Here is a 20,278-nt window from a genome sequence, read left to right as displayed (position 1 = left end):
TTTACGAAGTTTCCCAGGGCATCGTGAGAAGGCAAAACAGGAAGCCAGGGCTTGTCACGCGGTTTTCCCCGATGTTTTCAGCAAAGCCGGCCTTTTCAGGAGTATCCTGCGGCAGGCTTGCCTTCCGGCAGAAAAATGACAGGAAAAGTGCCAGACTGGTCTTCTTTTTTCAAAAGACGGAACGGCCTGGCATTTTTCCATGCGGCTGATGCGCCGGTTTATTTCGCGATGCTTTGCCGGACAGTCAACCGCTGCGGCATCAGGTAGTGATGGGCAAAACGCAGGGAAACATAGGCGATTACCAGTGTTGCTATTACCGCTTCACCTGTTGCCAGCGTGTGGAGTTGCCGGGCGTATTCGGCGGTTTCGGGATACCGGCTTGCCAGTTGCGCCATTTTGTACAGTGCGGTCGCGCCGATAGCCATCGGGAAGGTGAACGCGGCATAGCCCGGGGAAAACGGCAAGCGCATCAGGCGGAAGAAGGCGATATAAATGACAAGAGTCATCAGCAGGGAAACGCCGAGCAATACCGCACAGATCAATATCGACGGCTCTTTGACGACTGTCAGATATCCGGCAAGCGACAGACTGGCCGGCGCGGCCATGATGGCAATGGTCGGTTTGGCCACATCGGGAATTTCACTATGAAATACAAGGCGGTAAACCATGAGCGGCAACATCAGCAGGTAACTCGCCATGCCGATTGCCAGCAAAACGAGCGCGAATTCCGTATAGACGTTGCCCGGACAGGTGACGTCGGCCACGACAATCCCTACCGGCGGAACGAACCAGCTCGGCACCATGTGATGCATTTTCAGCTCTTTTGCCCGGTGATAAACGAAAACGGCCAGCATAGCCAGATGCGTGGCAACCGCTCCAAGCCACAGCAACTGGGCCGCCGCCGGCAGAAAATGGCCCAGCGCTTTCGATACGACCATCGCCGTCATGGCGAATGTCGGAACGATGCTGCCGGCTACGGGGTGTTTCAGATCCTGATGCAGCGTATCGGGATGAAGAAAGAAGCGTGCCGCCATTCCGCCGAGCAGGACAGCTGCAATCAGGGCGCCTGCGTTCTGGCCTGCGCCATGAAGCGGCAGGACATTTTCCAGACACCATCCCATACTGGCGATGCCCAGGGCCAGACCGGCGACAGGAGTCGGCAGGCCGCGAATTTTTTTATGGAAGAATTTCAGCATAGCGTCACCTCGACATTTTTATCTTATGGGATGACTTGAATTATAGGCATGGGTTACCATTTAAAAAATCGAGTTATTCTTAACGCGATGTTTAGAAAAATCAAACGATGAATATTACCCTGAAGCAGTTGTCCGTTTTCCTTGCCATTGCCCGCCATGGCAGCATGACTTCGGCGGCAGACTCCCTGTTCATGACGAAGGGGGCGGTATCGCAGGCGCTGGCGGAACTGGAAAACCAGCTGGGCATACGCCTGTTCGACCGGCAGCATGCGCGGCTGCTGATGAACCATGAGGGGCACAAACTGTTGCCGTTAGCCGATGAATTGCTGGCACGCATGCAGGACATAAGACACGTGTTCGGCGATGGCGGAGTGGACAAGCGCCTCCGGCTGGGATGCACCAGAACAATCGGCAGCTATTTGCTGCCCGGCATGCTTGGTGCGTTCGAAAGCGAAAACGGCTGGCTGCCCCGGGCGGTGATCGGCAACACGCAGGAAATATGCGGCATGCTGAACCGCTTTGAAATTGATGTGGCCTTGCTTGAAGGGCCGGTGACGGATCCCGGCCTTGTCAGCAAGCCCTGGATGGAGGATGAAATGATCGTCCTGGCCGGGAAAAATCATCCTCTGGCAAAAGAAAAGCCGGTTTCGTTTGAAAAGCTGGGCAGGGAGCGGTGGATTTTGCGTGAACCGGGTTCCGGCAGCCGTGCTTTTTTTGAAAATCAGCTGGCCCTGTATCTGGCCAATTCGCAAGTGATTCTCTCGCTCAACGCTTTTGACGCCATTCTCTCATGCGTTTCCCGTAATCTGGGACTGACATTCATTTCCAGCCGCGTGCTTGGCGAGCCCTTGTACAAAGGTCATTTCGTGCCCTTGCATTTGGAGCGGCGCTTTTTTCGCAAACTCACTCTGTGTCATCATCGGAACAAATTCATTTCTCCGACGCTTGAAAAATGGGTGGCGTTTTGCGGGATGTGGAGCGACTTCCTGACGGCCTGAAGACGGGAAGGAACGATATTGTCAGTCGGGAGACCGATATAGAAAGAAGGGGGTTGTCTTTCCTTTTTTCAAAAAGAAAGGCAATCTGGCATCAAAGATGGCGGTTGTGGCGGGAAAGCGAAACAGTAACGAAAATTCAAAGAAACGACTTGTACCGCAGGACATGAGCCATGGAAAGCTTGTATTTTTTGAGCAAATAATCGAGATCGTCGCTGGTTTCTATAATTCTCGTTTCGGATTTTTTCCATACGGCATAGCGGTGAATGACCTCGGTTTTTCCATTGATGAATATTTCAGGGCTTTTGCCCAGATCGGCAATCCAGATATTATACATGTGTTCGTCTTTGCAAATAATAACGGCGGGAAGGTCGGGCGGGAGCTAAAACACAGTCGTACCAACTGCTGGGCATATTTCCCTTTCGGGTATTGTATTAGCCCACTCCCGCCCGTCGAAAAAAGACGAACGAAATCCTGCTTGCAAAGCAAACATAGTACGAGGTGTGTTTTAAGCACCGGAGGCTAATTTACAGCATATCGCTCAGGCTTTGCAAGCCAAAGAATTTGCCTGATAAAGACGATATAAACAGGGAGAAATAAAAGAGAAACTGACCGTCGCTCCAACAGCAGGTCGTAAAATGACCCGCTTGTTGGCACGAACGGTAAAGCTTTACGGGGCTTTTACCGGGTACGGGCGTGTTTTAAGCGCCGGGGCTGCATATTACGTTTTTGCCGCCCTGAATCAAGATTAATTTGTAGCCACTCGATTTGCAAGATTTTTGTCCTGTCAATTTTGTTCCGTTTCCGGCTGAGAACGAGCAGGCAAAACACGATTCGTATTTGCGGGTCTTCTGTTTCGTTTGTTAAAGATCGGTGTGACGATTCGCATTTGTGTGACGCGTTGTCTCTCGAAAGTGGCTCGCTGCGTGAAGCGTTGCCTGTCTGGCAAAACCGGTTCCGGCAAAACGGTATTTCGCCATTTGCCGGATTTTCAGGACTTCGCGTCCAGTTCGATTTCCTTTGTCAAAAAGTAATTGAGGAAGGTCCGTATCAAAGCGATGCCGAACAGTTTGATCAGGCCTTCTATGTCGGGATCGACAGTCGTGTTCAGAATGTCGGCCGCAAGCTGGAATTCGAGCGCCATGGAAAGCCAGCGCCCGAACGTCAGTTTGACGGCTGGGTTCAAAACGAAACCCTGACGGGACCTGATACCGGTATAGACGGTCTGGACAAGGCCGGCGCAGACGCAAATCACCGAAGCGGATTCCAGTACAAACTGTAAAATGCCGACCAGTTGAACGAGTGGTTCTTTCAAAAAAGCGATATCCATGCGTTGTTTCCGGATTTCTTCCAGTCGTGACAGGACTTGGGCAATCCTCCAAAGTCATTGATGTGCCATTATCGGCAGAAAAGGGAGAAACCTGTTTTAATCGGGAACAGACATGGGGCTTTTAAGCGGAAAAAGAGGAAATGTCCGGGCCCGTCGGAAGCCGGATACGGCCTCCTTTGCCCGGAACACGGAAATGGAAAGGGCGGCCGGAGGCATGCGGAAATGCCTTGCACGGCATGGCCGATTGACCACATGCTGCCGGACACCGGATTTTCCCAGGCTAAAGGATCGGTGTTTTAAGGCATGAAACGGAGGCGGGAAAAGGCGGGCCGGTTTGAAATATTGGGCGTATTGTGTTTTTGGCGAGCAATGTAAAGCCTGACGATACACCGTGTTTACTGAGTACCGGCATGAAATTTTTAAGATCCCTTGCTGTCCGGGACAGGTCTGTCGCTTTTTCCGTCAGTCCGCTTCTATCCTTCTTACCATTTTCGCCGGGACTCCGGCGACAACGGTATTGGCGGGGACGTCTTTGTGAACGACCGCGCCTGCGGCAATCACGGCATTGTCGCCTATGGCAACTCCCTGAAGAACTGTGGCGTTCGATCCGATCCACACCTTGTTTCCGATACGAATGGGCGCTGGAATGACGGTACTTCTCCGGGCCGGCGACAAGTCGTGATTCAGGGTCGCCAGTACGACATGATGGCCGATCAGGGCGTCGTCTCCAATAATAATGCCGCCCTGATCCTGAAAACAGCAGCACGAGTTGACGAACACGTTTTTCCCGAAGCGGATGTTTTTGCCGAAGTCGGTGTAAAAGGGCGGGAACATCGCGAAGGTTTCATCTATGACCTTTCCGGTCAGCCGGCTCATCAAATCCCGGATTTGTTCGGGCGTATGATATGAACCATTGAGTTCGGCAGTAATGCGCATGGCTTCGTTGCTCGTTTCGACCATGAATTGGTAAAGCTCCGTTCCGGGATGAACAGGCCGTCCATTGTTGATGTGGACAAGAAAATCGTCGAGATTCACAGGCATAAGGTTCCTTTGGCAGTTCGGAAGGTCTGTGTCCTTCCGCAAAAGTGTGTTTTCCGAAAAGGCGACGCTCCCGAAAAGCGCGTCGCCCGTTAAGGCTAAAGGCACATGTCGTAAATTTTACGGATGTCCTGCTGGCCGAAAGACCTGAAACCGGGTATCACGCCGCCTCCGCACGCTTTGCGGGCCATTTCATCGAAGCGGGTGCTGGCGATGCCCAGATTGTTGAACCCCCGCCGACTGCCAGCAAGACTTCGATTTTCTTGTTCTTGCAAAGCCGCACGCCTTCACGCACGGATTCGATGTCGGGATTCGGTTTTATGCCGGGCAGTTCAAACCATTCCAGTCCGGCTTTTTGCATTTCGGCGACTATCCGGTCGTACAGCCCGGTCTTTTTGATGGAACCGCCGCCATACGTCAGAAGCACGCGTTTTCCATACTGTCCGAGTTCCTTGCCCAGATGCTGGAGCTGGTTTCCCCCGAAATAAACGGCGACCGGGTTGTGATAGATAAAATTGTTCATGGATGATTCCCTGAATAAAAACTGAAGGAAAAAAATGACCTTTTTAATACCGTGTGTGGCTTGAGTACAGGAGAGAGTATATGACCCTGAAAGAAGCGGTCACAGATACAATTCTTTACGATTCTTGCCTGATCCTCTTGAAAAGGATGGGATACGCATTCCTTATTTCGGGATATGTCTGTTCAGGAATCGTTCGTCTTCCGAAACCGTCCGGTTTGTTAAAAAAATCGAACCGGGTGGCACAGGGTGTAGAAGAAATGCCACAAGGCCTGATGAAAACCGGGATGGTTGCCGTTTGGCGAAAGCCGGCAAAAGCCGCTTATCCGGTCAGTCTGTCCCTGTGCCGCTTTTTTCCATGCAAAGATTGTCCGGAAAGGACAGTATGGAGGGGCTACCGTGACAGGAGGCCGTCTTTGGAAAAGGCCGTGTCCAAAGGAAAGTGTGGTCGAAGCATCCCGACACGTTTACGAGCTTGCTGGAGGGGATCGTTCTCAAGGACATTATTTCTGAACTGAATATCGGACTTGTCCGTTCGCTACTTCTACCTCTGCCAAACAGGCGTGAATGCTGTAAATTTCAAATAAAATCATGATATTAAATAAAAAACCATGAAAAATGCAGATTAAGGAAATATAATTACCGACAAGAAACAAATAGTTTTTGTCAATCGTTTGGCTGGGTTAACAGAGCAGCATCCATAATTGAAAACAGGCTGGATTTCCATTATCCAGTCATTTGTAACGGTCGCACAGTTGAAAACAGCATAAAAATGTGAGTATGTCTGATCGTCGCCCAGACAAGGGGAAGAGAAAATGTCCGGAAACAAGCAAGACAGTCTGAGTGCATGTCCTGGTCCTGAATTCCATTGTCTTGCGCAATTAAGGCCACCTGTGAAGGTGGCTTTTTCTTTTGTATGAACCGTATTGATCGGTAAATGAAGCGATGACTTGGAACATACGACCTGTCAACCAATAGGAGGAGTTATGTCTGGAGCGAAAAAAGCGGGAATCCGTTCATTGGGCCATCAGTTTGGAGAGAATGGTAGAGCAAAACCCAGTCAGTATCTCGTATCGAAATCCCGGTTTCTGCAAAAAGACCAAAGGGCATTACTGGTTGCCGATGGTGAAGGACGGAATAGTGTCTGGTGTGCCGGAATGGGGCTGACAGTGGATGCTTTCGACATATCGCCACAGGCGATTGAAAAAGCGAAGCAGCTCTCGCTCGATAAAGGGGTGTCCGTTACCTATACAGTAGCGTCTTGTGATGACTGGGATTGGGTGCCGGAAAAATATGATGTGGTGATTGTCGTCTGCGCCAATTTCACAACACCTTGCATGCGCGTCAGACTTTTCGATAACTGCGTGACGACCCTGAAACCCGGAGGCATCCTGATACTGAATGGTTACAGTATGAAACAGCTTGGCGTTTTAATGCTGGAAGGCTACACGCCGGAGCAACTGGACTACAGGCAAAACGGGTTTTCAATTCGTGAGCATTTTTATTCGGAAGACCTGCTGCGGAAAACCTTTACCAATCTTGAAATACTCGAAATAGTCAGTTACACGGAGAGAGAACGAAAAGAAAACGGTTCGGTCAGTGTCGCTGCCCTGATGGGAATGATGGCAAGAAAAAGGCACAGTTCGTCCGACGCTGCCGTTTGACAGAAAACAGGCCCATCCCGCGCTTTGTCAGTTGGGAACGGGTTTGGCCAGTATCCGCCATGACAGCAGAACAGGGAAACCATGAATTGGCGGTACGGAACGGATGAGGTGAGCTTTATCCCCGCGTCGTTTTGCACACCCGTACAGCAGGCTATGCAGGTGAACCGGGTTTTCAATAGTTTGGATCAAGTCTTGTATCCATTATAGTGAATTATTGCCTGATGCCTTATCCAGAGCATTCATTCTCCTTTTGCCACCTCCTTTGGGGCGACTGCCATACTGCATGAAAACGAGCCGCCGCCAGGGAAGGTCTTCAGTTGCTCTGCCAATTTCCGGAGTTCTTCAAGGGGCAGGAAATGATCCCCGCGCTCATTTTCGCTGTCAACAATGCCCGGCCATCATGTACGGTTTCAGCTCTCCGGCGCTGGCTTTCCACCCGGTTGCGGTGTTCGCCGGACACGACCAGTGTCGACCGTGCGATTTTCGGGGAAAGCACGTCTTTCCAGTCATTAAAGATACGATCGAAGAGGACATGCTTTAGGGCTTCCCTATCCGGCGGGGCAAATTCCTTCGCGAATAAATGCAAATTTTCAAAGGCAGGGGCGTCTTTTACGGTGTAAAGTCAAAGATATCCGTATTGACCACAAGGCGGTTTGAAGGCCCTTTTTGGTAATACAGAAAAATCATGGATCCGGAAGAGGTGGTAAATGCGCCTGCTTTTGTCTGCTCTTCCTCCGTCCAGTCGCTGTGACAATAAACTGAGGGAACTTCACAGATAAAGACAGGTTTCCCGATTTTATTCGCCTCGCACAGATCAAGGTAACTCCAGATAAGGAAACATCCCGTCAATCAGCTAAAAACAAAGGCTTTATCCGTTTCAAACGTGTAGAAAAAATCATTCACATCGGCCGACAGGCGCTCCTGTCGAATCCGGGGCACGAATTGGCCTTCACTGAGGAGAACATCCGTTTCGCCAGCGAAAGCGGAGCGGGATAGCCCGGAACGCCAGATTCTTTCAGGCTGTCGTTTTCCCGGGCGACACCGCCCGATGAGGCCGGCCGGAATCCCGGCATTTCCGAAAAGGGGTTTCAGGCGGCGAGGCAGCCGGTTTCCGGCAAAAGGGCAACGAAAAAACGCAAGCGCATTCATCACGGCGGCAGCCTCCTCTACCGTCGCTGTTTCAAAAGGAAGGGCCTGATCTAGATTTCACGCGCATGAATCATTTCGCCGCTCACGACGAAATTGCCGCCGCCCAGATGATGGATGGTATGCAATGCCCTGTTTTCTTTCGTGAAATTCCACAAGCCATCCCTGAATATCCGCGCGTCGGCAGCGGCGGAAACCACCTCGCCGAAACAGGTATCGTATCTTTCCTGCGGCCCCGGTTCCGGCAGCAGCCGGCATTCGAGCCAGGCCACGCACCCTTTTTCGATCACGGGAATATCCAGTTCAGGACTTTGCACCGTCTCGATATTAAAGCGCAGGAATTTATCCATTTCCCGGCCGGAAACGCTGCCGGCCGCATAGACCTGATCAATAAACGAAACGCTTGGAACGCATACGGCAAATACGCCGCTTTCTTCAAGAAGGGAGCGGGTATAGGCCCCCTTGTTGATCACGACCACCAGACGCGGCGGGTCGAATTCGACCAGTGTTGACCATGCGGCCGTCATCACATTGCGCTGCTTGCCGTCCTTGCTGCGGCTGGTCACCATGATGGTCGGGCCATGATTGGTCAGCCGGGTGGCGTATTCAAGCGGGACAGGACGAAAGTCACTCATTTCTCTTTCCTTTCAAAAGTCGTTTAAGGACAAGCGGAATCCGACAGGCAACGGCAAGGCGGGTTACCTGCCAGGGCGGTATTTTCTTTTTTCCGGATCGCACGCATCCAGTAAGCTGCAAACTGCATGATAGCATCGTCGCCTGACACAGCCGCATTTTCTTGCGTATATCGGATGAACCGGGCAAGGAACAGGCCAGCAGAACAGGCCGTATCCTTCAAAAGACAAGTCTCCCGCTTTCCGTCTTTTCCATCATGACCTCCGGCAGTTTCCGCGAAAAAAGATATGCCAAAGAAAGAATACCGTTGATTTCATCGTGCCCGGTAGCGGCATTCGCGTGGAAAACAGCGGATTGCCGCCGTTTCCGGCGGTGGCGTTCACCTGAAAGCGGGTCGGGAAAACGGCTGTCCCTGCCTTAAAATTCGTCTGATGGCAAAAAACCGTTTTCCGGACAGGGGATTGGGCTTAAAATGCGGCATTGGCAGAATTCATGCCGCACCATAAAACGATTCATTGAAAAGGAAACACAAAAATGGCACTCTTGCAGCGCGGAAAGACAAAAGACGTATATAGCCACGGGGATCACACCCTGGAACTGAAATTTACCGACCGGGTTACCTTGAACGATCAGGGCGAAGTCGATCCGGGCGGAAACAACGTATCCGACGCACTGGCAAGCGGTCAGGGATTCGCCTGCCTGTCCATGACGACGACCATTTTCAATTATCTGGCTGAAAACGGCATTCCGACCCATATGGTTTCCTATGATCTCGACAAGCTCTCTATGGTCGTCCGCAAGGCCGTTACCTTCCGGCCGGGTCTGGAATGGGTCTGCCGCTGGAGAGGCACGGGCAGCTTCATCCGCCGTTACAAAACCGTACCGGGCGCGAAAGACGGCATGGTGTTTTCTTCCCCTGTCTATGAAATCACCATCAAGGACGACGCCGGCGGCGACCCGCTGATCGTGCCGGATTCCATCGTGGCGCTGGGCATGATGTCCCGGGAAACGCTGGACGAACTGATCGCGCTGAACGCCAGGGCCATGACGCTCATTCATGCGCTGTTCAGGCAAAAGGGACTGGATCTCTGGGACATCAAGATCGAATGGGGCAAAGACGCCGAAACCGGCAAACTCATGCTGATTGATGAAGTCAGCGCCAACGGTTGCCGCGCCTACGACATGAGCGGCGCCAACAAGATTGCGGGTTCCGCACTCTCGGATTGCTTCCGCGCCTGAAAAAGCCTTCCGGGCCATAACGGCATGTTGTGAACTGTCTGGCGACGTTTCCTGAAGCGTTGCCAGATAGGTTACGGCCTGAAAAAACAGCCGGCGATACGACAGCATGAACGTTTCATGCCGGCGCACGCCATCGGCCCTTCAAAAAGTGTCTTTATACGCCAGACTGACCGCGTCTTTCGGCTGGGGCGCAAACCGTGCGCCGATCGCCTTGCCGGAATCCGGTACCGCACTGGAAAACGAAAACCGGCTTCCGGTTTTATCCCGCTTCCGCAACCCGGATCCCGATCAGCCTGTCCAGCTTCGCGTCAATCGTTTCACGCGTACTGACCGCTTCATCAAGCGTGTAGAGTTCATTGTGCAGCGACAGGACAGGGCAGGGAACCGGCGCGCTGGCCGGAAGAACTTCCGTTAGCATATACGAATGCTTGTGGCCCTTGCTTTCCTTGCGCGTGAATCTGGCATATCCCAGTACCTCCGCGTCGCTGTCTCCAAACGCCAGATAGAATTCCGGCATATTCGTCTCATGGGAAAGGCTTACACGGGTGAGATAACCGACCTCGTTTTTCGGAAGCCTGAAAAACTGCATGCGATATCTTGAAATGGCGTGTCCGCAATCGCGCACCAGCATTTCTTCCAGCCGGGCTCTTGTGGCATCCATTTCCTTGCGTTTTTTCCGCAGCACATACAACTGAACGATAACGATGCCGCCAATGATAAAAACGGAAAGAGTCAAAAAAACAAGCAAGGTTTCCAATTTAATTACTCCTTATAAAAAAATTGGTTTAAAACACACAACACTTCAGTTTTTTTTACAATATCGTTCAATAATTATTACTATAAAAGGCAAAAAAAAAATTTGGCATGACCTGGGGCAGTTTTTTGAAAAATGACAGGAACGCAAGGTGTCAAAGCCTCAGGAAAGACAGCCTTTCTGTCTGAAGGGGAAACCGGGGGCAAATCACACGAACAGGCCAGCGATGCTTTTGCCGGGAAAACCGGACTGAATGAGCGCCGGTTTTGCGTCCGGAAGAATAAAGACAGAAATCGCAATAAACGGTTTTGCCGGAATAGACCGGCAATGCGTTTGGACAAGAATTTTTCAGCCACGGAAAAACAGGACGATCTTTTTTGACCCTCATTGGGACGCTGTTTTGTCGTTTTCTTCCATGCAGTTCATGACCCGTCGTCTGAAACGGTTTTCCGTTTATTGCCGATCCCGGAAAAACGGAAAGAACGTCAAACTGAGCGGCAACCGCTTTTTCCCGTAAACAAAAAGACGGTGCCGGATAAGATAAACACGGCCTGAAGCAGGGTAAAAGAAATACCGGGGCGTTTTTCAAACATTCCGTTCTTCAACAGAACACATGACGATAAGGGACCATAAACGTCCGCTTATCCGGTTTGCCTAAAGAGTTGGAAAGCGTGTCCGTCTGGGAAAACGGACCCCGTTTTTCCGGGTGAACATTCATTGGCCGCCGAATCCGGCCTGCCGGATATCGTCCCCGTCGCTGGCGCGAATCCCGTCTGTTCCGGTTTTGCCCTGCCGGGCATGGAACAGACCGGCCGACAGCCGGAATGAAGGGATGAAGTCGCGGCTCAGGTGGGTTCGCAGCTCAAGCCGGGGCGCTTCTTTCAGGGTAGAGTAAGCCGCATAATGGTCATTATCGGTAAAAAATCGCCAGGTCTTCGATCCCGATCCGGTTTTTTAAAAAAATGACCCAAAGCCGGCAGAGACTTGAATCCCCGGGGGGCACCCGTATTCAACAGTGGATTCAGATGTTCCTGTTTCAATAAAGACAAATGTCAGTTTTCAACGCTTGTGCCCTCTGGAAAACCGAAAAAGACCTCATCAAATATTTCCTTGCAGAAACTTTTTGGGGAGCGTAACATATTGCCGGATTGTACGGTGATGATCCGGTCGGGGAGCGCCAGCGCTGCTTTACCGGCTCGTCTGGAAAATGGTTTTTTCAGGAGAGGAAAGGCGCATCGTGCAAGCCATTCGATGTACCCGGAAAACCTGTGCCAGCGCACAGTTTTTTTATGTCCGCTTCTCAAACAGTGCGTACCGTGCCTTGAACAGAGAAGGCAATCGTGAACTTGCCATGAGGAAATATCATGAACCTGATGAACAGCTGCCGCATCTTCCTGAAAAAATTCCGGGTAACCAGACTCTTCAGGGCGCTTGTCGAGGCCGGACTGATTGTGGCGGGAAGCGCCGGTACTGCCGGGGCCGAAACAGTCAGCGATTTTGGAGCGTTACGGCAGGCCATTATGGATTCCGGAACAAGCGAAATCGTTTTCGGAAACGACATTGTCCTGGAATCCCGACTTCAGGGAACGACTGCAGTAAACCGGACACTGCGTATCGATGGCGGTGGACATACGCTTGGCGGCACGCATCCGGCCTTCTGGTTCGCCGATATGTTTTCAGGGAGCGTTTCCATTGAAAACATCACTTTCGATGGCCTGAAATCTGACAAGAATGACAAATACGGACAACAGGTTCCATTCGCACCGGCCGTCTATTTCGATATGGGCGACTGGAAGAGTGAAGCTGTGCTGAATATCGGCGATAGCGTCATTTTCCAGAACAACGAATCCGTTCCTGACTCCGCGGGCGGAGCTGTGCGCACCGTTCATGGCATCGTCAACATAGGGAATAATGTCACTTTCAGAAACAACAAAAGCGGTGCAGGTGGTGGACTGTATACCGAATCCTTTACCACTATCGGGGACAACGTTGTTTTCGAAGGTAATGAAGCACGGCGGGGTGGTGCACTGGACGTTATCGACGATTACGAGGGTTATGCTGACGATCCCGACTATTTGGCAGGCCGGCGTAAGGTGAAATACGTGCACATCGGCAAAAATGCCCGTTTCACGAACAACAAAGCGATTTTCGATTTTGGAGGGAACGGCGGAGCCATTGAAGTGCAATCCGGTGAACTGGTTATTGATGACGGAGCGGTCTTTTCAGGCAACACATCGAACCATACAGGCGGTGCGCTTTCGCTAGCCAACTGGAGTCCGCAGTTGGCTGCCAAAGCGACGCTGGGCACGGTTTCCTTTCAGAAGAATACGGCCACCTACGGCGGCGCGATTACGAACGATGGCTATTTGACCGTGAATGGAACGGCTTCTTTCGAAGAAAACAGGGCGAATGCTTCCGGAGGCGCAATCTACAATGCAGGCGATTTATCGCTGAATGGAACGACTTCCTTTCAAAAGAACACAGATGCCAATTCCGGTGGTGCCATCTTCAATGAAAGTGACTTGACTTTGAACGGAGCGGTTTCCTTCGAAGAAAACAGCGCAAAAGGCGCAGGAGGAGCCCTCTTTAATGCCAGCACCACCGGCACGACAATTTTCGCTGCCAAAGCCAGGTTTTCGAAAAACACTGCCAACGTCGGGGGAGTTGCCCTGAACGAAGGGAAACTGTCCTTCGGGAGCGAGGCTGAATTTTCGGAAAACGCAGCAAGCACAGATGGCGGAGCGATCTACAATACCAATGTCCTGACGTTCGGAAACGGAACCGTTTTTGCGAACAATACAGCCGGAGGAGATGGAGGCGCACTGTACAATGACGCTTCTGCCAGCCAGGGAACGATCGTCAGCACAGGACACATCCGTTTCGATGGCAGCGCTTCTTTTACAGGTAACAGGGCAGCCGGACACGGCGGGGCTATTTACAATCTCTACAACGTGACCTTGAACCCGGGAACAGGTGATGAGATCCTTTTCCGGGGTAACACAGACAGTACGGGAAAGAACGCCATACATATGGCATCAGGTTCCCGCCTCGATGTGACCGGAACGGGTACCGTCACTTTCGACGATTCGCTTTCTTTCGCAGATGCCACACCGGTCGTGAAAAAGAGTGGTGACGGCACCTTGCTCTTCAACGCAGACATGAATGGTTTTTTGGGAACTCTCGAGATTGAAGGAGGTACAACCCGGCTTGCATCGGACTGGAATATCAAAAACGCGGTGACCGTCCGTACCGGCTCACTGGAATTGCCGTCCTTTACCTTTGCCGAACAGGAGGCGGCAACACACATCGCCGGAGGCACGCTGACGATTGCAGGCGGTACGCTGGTAACCAATACGGAACAACTGTTTCGCAACGCACTGGGGAATAGTGGTTCTGCCCCGAAAACGGGGGGGCTCAAACCATCCGTAGCGGAACATCTTTCTTTTACTTCCGGACTGATTACTTTCAACGATGCGAAGTATAACCTTCAATATGCCGGCTCTGCCGCCGCCACACTGGGCGCTACATACGATGGAGAACAGCAGGGCACTAAAGAAATCACTTTTACGGGTGAACTGTCTGCATACGTCGATCCGGATTCGTCCCCCGGCATCCCACAGCCCGACCCCGACCCGGTACCCGGCCCTTCCGGCACGGTTTCCATTGGCGATTTGAAAGATAACCATATCGACAATGTCGTGCTGGGGAACGTAACCATTACCACCGCTACAGATACGGAACCTGAAAAAGGCAAGAACCTCATCGTCGGTTCGGACCATGTGGACAACGCGGAGTTCAGCGATGCCGAAGCTCTTCCGGGCAGTATTGGCGGACGCAACCTGAATCTGGGAACGGAAGGCTCCGGCGTGGCAATCGTGGGCGGCCATTATCTGACCCTTGTGGGTGGCAGTTCCGACACCTCCCTGATCGAAGCGGGGAGCGACAAAGCAACACCGGTTAACGTTCACGTAGGCGGCATGGTCGATGGCCGAATGTCCTCAGGCACGCTTAATCTGGGCACGGTTGCCATGCCGTCGGGTGGCGTACTCAGAGGGAACGTGCAACTGGGTGAAAACAGTGTTCTCAACGTGCGGGCCGGTGAACACCGCATTACCGGCGAATCTCCTCATACAGCAAGCCAGACCGTACCGGGCATTACCAACGATGGCGGTACCCTTAACATCGCCGCACCGGCCACATTGCAGGCCACTCTGAAACAGACGGCCGGAGAAACCAGCGTGGCCGGAACGCTGGCGGCTTCATCCGTGGAACTCGGCGGCGGACAGTTCAACGTATCCGGAACGGCGAAAATCGGACAACTGGCGCAGCGGGGCGGGGAAACCGCCATTTCGGGAACAGCCGAAACGGCTTCCCTTGAAACGACGGGAGGCACGGTACGGGTCACCGGTACCCTAAGAGCCGATCGTCTTGCCGCTTCCACCGGTGCCCATATCGCTGTAGGCAATGAAAATGCGGCAGGCAAACTCTCTGTCGCATCGGCGTCACTTGGCGGAGGATCGGTTTTTCTCGACCCGGCATGGCGGGGGAATGACGAACTGGAAGCGGCGTCGCATGCCGCCCTGATTTTCGACAATCAGGGCGTAAACGGACAGCTCGCGGCAGGGCGCAACTCCCTCCTTGTGCTGGGCGAAACCTCAGCCGACCGGACAGTCAGTCTCTTTAAGGCTTCCGGACTGCACTGGGGGCAGGACGGCGTGACTGCCGCCTTGTCCATTCACTCGCCGCAACATCTCGATCCCGGACAGGGAGCTATCGTGGTGGACGGTTCATTGACTTCAGCGCCTGCCGTTATACCTGGCACCGTCTCTTTCGGCGAGGGAGCGCTGCTTGTGGTGGATATCGCCGGCCTGAACGGTCAGGCCGCTCTGACCTCGCAGGGCGGCACACTCACGGTAGCTGAAAACGCCTCCCTGCTTCTCGGCAACGTTACCGTGGGCGACCATGTCATTACGCAAGGCTTTTCCGACAATGCTACTGTCAGAGGCTGGGAAGGCAATGCTCTCTCCACACCCGACCGGCTTGTCAAACTGTCACTGGACAAGAGCGGAACAGGAACCGTCAGGGTTCATGCACGGGCGCTGGATGCGGCGACCGTGCTCCCCGGCATCGCGCTGCCCAATATCCTCGATCAGGTATGGAACGAAGGCCGTAACAATACGGACAGTTCCAATGCCGGCATCGCCTTTCTTTCCAGAGCGGTCGATAAACGATATCTTGCGGAAAACGATACCGTCCGCATCCTCAACGGGGCGGCGCAACTGGCTGTCGCGGCGGGAGTACAGGCTTCCACCATTCAAGCTTCCGACACAGTCAACCGTGCCTTGCAGGATCATCTGTCCCTCACCAGTACAATCGACCAGCCGACAGCGCCCGCCTTGCACCGGGAAGGCGCCGATTTGTGGGCCAGCATGCTTTACCGCGACAACGACAGCAGCGGTATCCGGGCCGGAAGCTTCAGCGCCGATTACAAAAATGATTTCGGCGGCCTTATTGTCGGTTCCGATTACACCTGGCAAGTGGATAACGACCGTTTCCGGGCGGGCGGGGCGGTCAATATCGGCAAAGGCGACGGCCAATCGCGGGGTGACTTCAACTCCACCAAAAACGATTACAACACTTATGGTCTCAGCGCTTACGGCAACTGGAACCGCGACAATGCCAATTTCATGGCCGACATCGGTTATATGAAGGGGGATAACGAACTGAAACAGTCCTTGCCGGCCGCGCTGGGCGGTGCACTGAAAGCCGACGTGGATACGCAAGTCTGGACAGTGAGCGTCCGGGGAGAATACCGGTTCAGGACTGCCGTTCTCGATGTAACCCCCCATATCGGCGCCCGTTATCTGCGCATGAAAACCGATGCTTTCAACACGCGCAACCATCAGGGAACGGTCTTTCACACTGAAAGCGATACCAGAAACATCTGGCAAATACCGTTTGGGGTAACGCTCAGCCGGAATTACGTCGCTGAAAACGGGTGGACCGTCAAACCGAAACTGGATGTTTCCTTCATACCGGTCACCGGCGACAGGGATGCCTCCACGCGTATCCATGTACCGGGCGTCGGAGCAAGCGATGCGACGACAACAACCATTATGGACAGCACGGGCTGGAGCAGTTCGCTGGGACTGGATATCATGAAAGACCGTACCCGTTTCGGCATCAGGGCAGGGTACCAGAAATCCGATGACGCCCGCTCCCGCAGCGCCATGCTGACAGTAGGCTACCAGTTCGATTGAGAATCGGAAACACCCGTAAAAAACGACCCTGTTTTTTACGGGTTGCTTCTCAGGAAACCGTTTCTTTTGCCCTCCGGCAAGGCTGAACGGGAAAATCCGGGGATCAGGATTTTCCCGGCAACTTTCCGGTAGCGTGTTACGGCAAAAGACCTGACTGCCGTCACGCCATCCCTCTCAATAGCGGGCATTTTCCTGTCACTGGCGGAAAAGACTTCATCCCGCCAGAAGCCGGTACCGCTTCCTGTTGTCGGGGTACCCTTGTCTCTATCCCGGCGCTACCTTTCATTTTTCTCCCTGCACAGAAAAGAACGAAATTGTCCCGCAGCCTGGCACCGGTGCAAAAGGTGTTTCCTTGCCTGTCGATTGATTCCGCACTCCGCTTGGCCTCCGCATGAAAAACGTCGGGAATGCACGTTCTGATTATTCCGGACAAGCCTTGCGGCCAGGACAAACGGCAAATACCCGGTTCTTTCACGGTTTCGCAGCTTTTTTCGCATTCTGTGCCAGCCCAGCCATGCTACTGTACGTTCTGTCTGATTTCCACCTGACCTGTTTCCGACTTGTCTCTGGAAACTCCCGAAAACCGGCCGATGCCGGCAGAAAGAAGGCTGTCCCGGCACAAAGCTTCCGATTGCCGGAAGAAAGCATCGGATAAATGGGTCGTACCATATCTGAAAGCCTTGCCGTTCAGGCTACCGGACATAAACGGCGCCTTCGGCCGAATGGTGGATGTAAACCGTATCACTACAGGGAAGGGGCGGAAGCCTTAAGGCAACACAACATTTTGCCGGCACAAAAACGCCTGAAACCATCCGGCAAAACCGGCGTCACGGTTTAAGGAGAAAAAATGGACGCCGGGAAAAACGCGCCTGAACAGGCACGGAAAGAAACCGGAAAACGGTTTATTCTTGCGGTCAGGTTCGTTTCAGGCGGGCTAATCCCGAGAGAATCAGGCAAGAATGAAAAAGAAATGGATCTTCAGAACGATCCGGCATGTTTTTATCCTGATACCCGGAACAAACGTTTTTCAACTGACAGGGAAAAACAATGAAAAAACGCGGGCCTGAAAAAATGGACCATTCATCAGGCTTGCCGGAAGCAGTCGGGTATGGCGGTATGACACCGGCTTTTGAAGAATCCACTGACAACAAATAATACGGCAGCGACAACATGATGAAAAACCGAACCAGAAGCGCGCTGATGGGGCTGTTCATTGCCCTGGGCGCAATGACGGCAAATGCGCAAACCACTCAAACGGATGGAAATGATATGGAAAAACTGAATCTGGCCAGTGAATGGGACAAAACCTTTCCAAAGAGCGATAAGGTGAATCACAGCAAGGTAACGTTCAAAAACCGTTACGGCCTCACGCTTGCGGCAGACCTTTATGTGCCGAAGAACGCGGCCGGCAAATTGCCGGCCATCGCGGTCAGCGGCCCCTTCGGCGCGGTCAAAGAACAGGCGTCCGGCCTGTACGCGCAGAACATGGCGGAACGCGGCTTTCTGACTCTCGCCTTCGACCCTTCCTATACTGGCGAGAGCGGCGGCGAACCGCGCTACGTGGCTTCTCCCGACATCAATACGGAAGACTTCAGTGCCGCCGTCGATTTTCTCTCCCTGCGCGACGAGGTGGATGCAGAGCGTATCGGCATTATCGGCATCTGCGGCTGGGGAGGGCTGGCCATCAATGCCGCGGCCATGGATACCCGCATCAAGGCAACTGTCGCCTCCACCATGTATGACATGAGCCGGGTAACGGCCAGAGGCTATTTCGATGCGATGGATGCAGACCAGCGTTATGAACTCCGCCGGCAACTCAACGCCCAGCGTACCCTTGATGCCAGAAACGGCGCCTACGCCCTGGCCGGAGGAGTGGTGGATCCGCTGCCCGAAGATGCCCCGCAGTTCGTGAAAGACTATTACGCTTATTACAAGACGCCGCGCGGCTATCACCGGCGTTCGCTTAATTCCAACAAGGGATGGAACAAGACCTCGCCGCTTTCTTTCCTCAACATGCCTATCCTCGCCTACAGTGATGAAATCCGCAGCGCGGTACTGCTCATTCACGGTGAAAAGGCCCATTCCCGCTATTTCAGCGAAGACGCGTTCAAAAAGCTGCAAGGGGACAACAAGGAGCTGATGATCATCCCCGGCGCAAACCATACGGATTTGTACGATCGTACCGACATCATACCGTTTGACAAGCTGGAGGCGTTCTTCAGGGAATATCTCGAATAAGGAATTTGTCATCGGGGAAAAGACAGAAGGTTCAGTCATCCCGGAGGCCGGGTCATGAACGCTGGAATAACAGGCGTATTCATGTTGCCCGTCCTCTTTCCGGCGACAGCGGGATGCCGGGACAAGACGGGACGGGAGTCACCGGCCTGTTCGGAAGGGACGCTCGAGAGCAGCCTGAACGCGGGCAAAATGCCGGCCTTATACCCGGGCCGGTTTCTTATAAAACGGATGATTTATTACGGTGACTAAAAGGAAGCATAATAAAAGGAAGCATAATTACGCATAATTTGTATTATGTAAAATTATGGCAATGAAAGGCGCTCATGTGAATTCTGCGCCAGTGTCAAATACGTTATTGGTGGCATTTTCAAAACGACACGATTGCTCCACCATCAAGGGAAATATCCACAATACAATCCAAGCAGGAGAAATTCATGCCAGGAAAGTACTATATTTATATCCCGTTCGATACAAAAAACGTAACCCAGCTTCAGGATGCAGCACTCAAATGGCGGGAAAACAGACTTACATACAGGAACGATAGCCCGGATGGGAAAACGCCTAACCTGATCAGGCACGGCATTCATAAGATACCTGAAAAAATACGCGAATCACCTGACCAATATACCCTGTATATTCTGGCCCACTGCAATACAACGACCATAAGCAATATCAACTATGTTTGGGTAAGAGAACGGGAAACCTTGTCGTTTTCAAAGTACCCTTCCCCATTGAAAACGCCAAAGAATCCGGCCAGTATCCCGGTATGGTGTTGGTCGATTTGGAGGGCGCGTTGCAGGATATGGAGGTGAATAACGTGGTTAAGGGGCGTAAAGATTTGAAGAAGAAAGGCAAGGCTCCTTTTTGCTAAACACAGCTTATCCTTGACCGGGAAAAACAGGACTAGCCATAATAGGCTGGTCCTGTTTTTATGCTTGAATGATGAAATCCCTTCTGAAAGCCCTCTTCTTCTCTTTTCTCCTGATCGGTTCTTCCCTGTCGCTGGCTGATAATGTGAAGGAAGGCAACCGCTTGTATGCCGCCGGAAAATACAAGGAAGCCATGACTTGTTTCATGAAACCGGATGCGGTCACCAATCCGGCTACCATGAACCGGATCGGTTACATGTATAAAAAAGGTCGGGGTGTCGAGAAAAATCTGGCAGAAGCGGTCAAATGGTACCGGAAAGCGGCCGAAGCCGGGTTTGCTGCGGCCCAGTTCAATCTGGGACTCACATATGAAGAGGGGTACGGTGTTACCCAAAA

Annotated in this window: 15 protein-coding genes; 6 read left to right on the top strand and 9 right to left on the bottom strand. The window is 52.6% G+C overall.

The window, feature by feature from the left end:
- Positions 1-218: 218 nt before the first annotated feature.
- Entirely contained in the window at positions 219-1,196 is a 978-nt protein-coding gene (locus OFAG_RS09510; protein ID WP_005876416.1) for a TDT family transporter, read from the bottom strand.
- 107 nt (positions 1,197-1,303) lie between these two features.
- Between OFAG_RS09510 and OFAG_RS09505 the strand changes: the two genes are divergently transcribed.
- Positions 1,304-2,194, top strand: coding sequence for a LysR substrate-binding domain-containing protein (locus tag OFAG_RS09505; RefSeq protein WP_005876418.1), 891 nt, complete (start codon positions 1,304-1,306; stop codon positions 2,192-2,194).
- 136 nt (positions 2,195-2,330) lie between these two features.
- Here the strand turns inward: OFAG_RS09505 and OFAG_RS09500 are convergent, their stop codons facing one another.
- The 4 genes from OFAG_RS09500 to OFAG_RS09480 all read right to left on the bottom strand — a co-directional run bounded on the left by OFAG_RS09500 (position 2,331) and on the right by OFAG_RS09480 (position 5,082).
- Positions 2,331-2,528 carry a hypothetical protein gene (locus OFAG_RS09500; RefSeq protein ID WP_005876420.1) on the bottom strand — a complete coding sequence of 66 codons (198 nt, stop codon included), beginning with the start codon at positions 2,526-2,528 and terminating at the stop codon, positions 2,331-2,333.
- A gap of 654 nt (positions 2,529-3,182) precedes the next feature.
- On the bottom strand, positions 3,183-3,521 hold the full coding sequence (locus tag OFAG_RS09495; RefSeq protein ID WP_020995203.1) for a DUF1622 domain-containing protein: 339 nt from the start codon (positions 3,519-3,521) through the stop codon (positions 3,183-3,185).
- Between the two features lie 462 nt (positions 3,522-3,983).
- A complete protein-coding gene (locus OFAG_RS14470) occupies positions 3,984-4,562 on the bottom strand; it encodes a DapH/DapD/GlmU-related protein (protein ID WP_005876426.1) in 579 nt (192 codons plus the stop codon).
- Positions 4,563-4,719: 157 nt separating this feature from the next.
- Positions 4,720-5,082, bottom strand: a complete 363-nt coding sequence (locus OFAG_RS09480) for an iron-containing alcohol dehydrogenase (RefSeq protein ID WP_005876428.1) — start codon at positions 5,080-5,082, stop codon at positions 4,720-4,722.
- 983 nt (positions 5,083-6,065) lie between these two features.
- Here OFAG_RS09480 and OFAG_RS09470 point away from each other — a divergent pair.
- Complete coding sequence (locus tag OFAG_RS09470) at positions 6,066-6,743, top strand: class I SAM-dependent methyltransferase (protein ID WP_005876430.1); 678 nt, start codon at positions 6,066-6,068, stop codon at positions 6,741-6,743.
- 313 nt (positions 6,744-7,056) lie between these two features.
- Here OFAG_RS09470 and OFAG_RS14365 read toward each other — a convergent pair whose 3' ends face one another.
- Positions 7,057-7,329 (bottom strand): hypothetical protein, encoded by a 273-nt coding sequence (locus OFAG_RS14365; protein ID WP_051347027.1) that lies wholly within the window; start codon positions 7,327-7,329, stop codon positions 7,057-7,059.
- Positions 7,330-7,942: 613 nt separating this feature from the next.
- The gene (locus OFAG_RS09460) at positions 7,943-8,524 is read right to left on the bottom strand and encodes a flavin reductase family protein (protein WP_005876435.1); all 582 of its coding nucleotides are present in this window, start codon (positions 8,522-8,524) and stop codon (positions 7,943-7,945) included.
- A gap of 532 nt (positions 8,525-9,056) precedes the next feature.
- Between OFAG_RS09460 and OFAG_RS09450 the strand changes: the two genes are divergently transcribed.
- The gene (locus OFAG_RS09450) at positions 9,057-9,761 is read left to right on the top strand and encodes a phosphoribosylaminoimidazolesuccinocarboxamide synthase (RefSeq protein ID WP_005876437.1); all 705 of its coding nucleotides are present in this window, start codon (positions 9,057-9,059) and stop codon (positions 9,759-9,761) included.
- Positions 9,762-10,020: 259 nt separating this feature from the next.
- Here the strand turns inward: OFAG_RS09450 and OFAG_RS09445 are convergent, their stop codons facing one another.
- A complete protein-coding gene (locus OFAG_RS09445; RefSeq protein ID WP_005876438.1) occupies positions 10,021-10,518 on the bottom strand; it encodes a hypothetical protein in 498 nt (165 codons plus the stop codon).
- Positions 10,519-11,879: 1,361 nt separating this feature from the next.
- Between OFAG_RS09445 and OFAG_RS09430 the strand changes: the two genes are divergently transcribed.
- The gene (locus tag OFAG_RS09430) at positions 11,880-16,775 is read left to right on the top strand and encodes an autotransporter outer membrane beta-barrel domain-containing protein (RefSeq protein ID WP_005876440.1); all 4,896 of its coding nucleotides are present in this window, start codon (positions 11,880-11,882) and stop codon (positions 16,773-16,775) included.
- 35 nt (positions 16,776-16,810) lie between these two features.
- Here OFAG_RS09430 and OFAG_RS13940 read toward each other — a convergent pair whose 3' ends face one another.
- A complete protein-coding gene (locus OFAG_RS13940) occupies positions 16,811-16,963 on the bottom strand; it encodes a hypothetical protein (RefSeq protein ID WP_155979201.1) in 153 nt (50 codons plus the stop codon).
- A gap of 982 nt (positions 16,964-17,945) precedes the next feature.
- Here OFAG_RS13940 and OFAG_RS09415 point away from each other — a divergent pair.
- Both OFAG_RS09415 and OFAG_RS09410 read left to right on the top strand, forming a co-directional pair.
- Positions 17,946-19,013: an alpha/beta hydrolase gene (locus tag OFAG_RS09415; protein WP_005876443.1), complete on the top strand. Its 1,068-nt coding sequence runs from the start codon at positions 17,946-17,948 to the stop codon at positions 19,011-19,013.
- Between the two features lie 939 nt (positions 19,014-19,952).
- Positions 19,953-20,278: tetratricopeptide repeat protein (locus OFAG_RS09410; protein WP_020995195.1), on the top strand; the 326-nt coding region annotated here is incomplete at its 3' end.

This window comes from Oxalobacter paraformigenes, assembly GCF_000158475.2.
In the GTDB taxonomy this organism is placed as follows: Bacteria; Pseudomonadota; Gammaproteobacteria; order Burkholderiales; family Burkholderiaceae_D; genus Oxalobacter; species Oxalobacter paraformigenes.
This window is presented reverse-complemented; position numbering and strand designations above follow the sequence as displayed.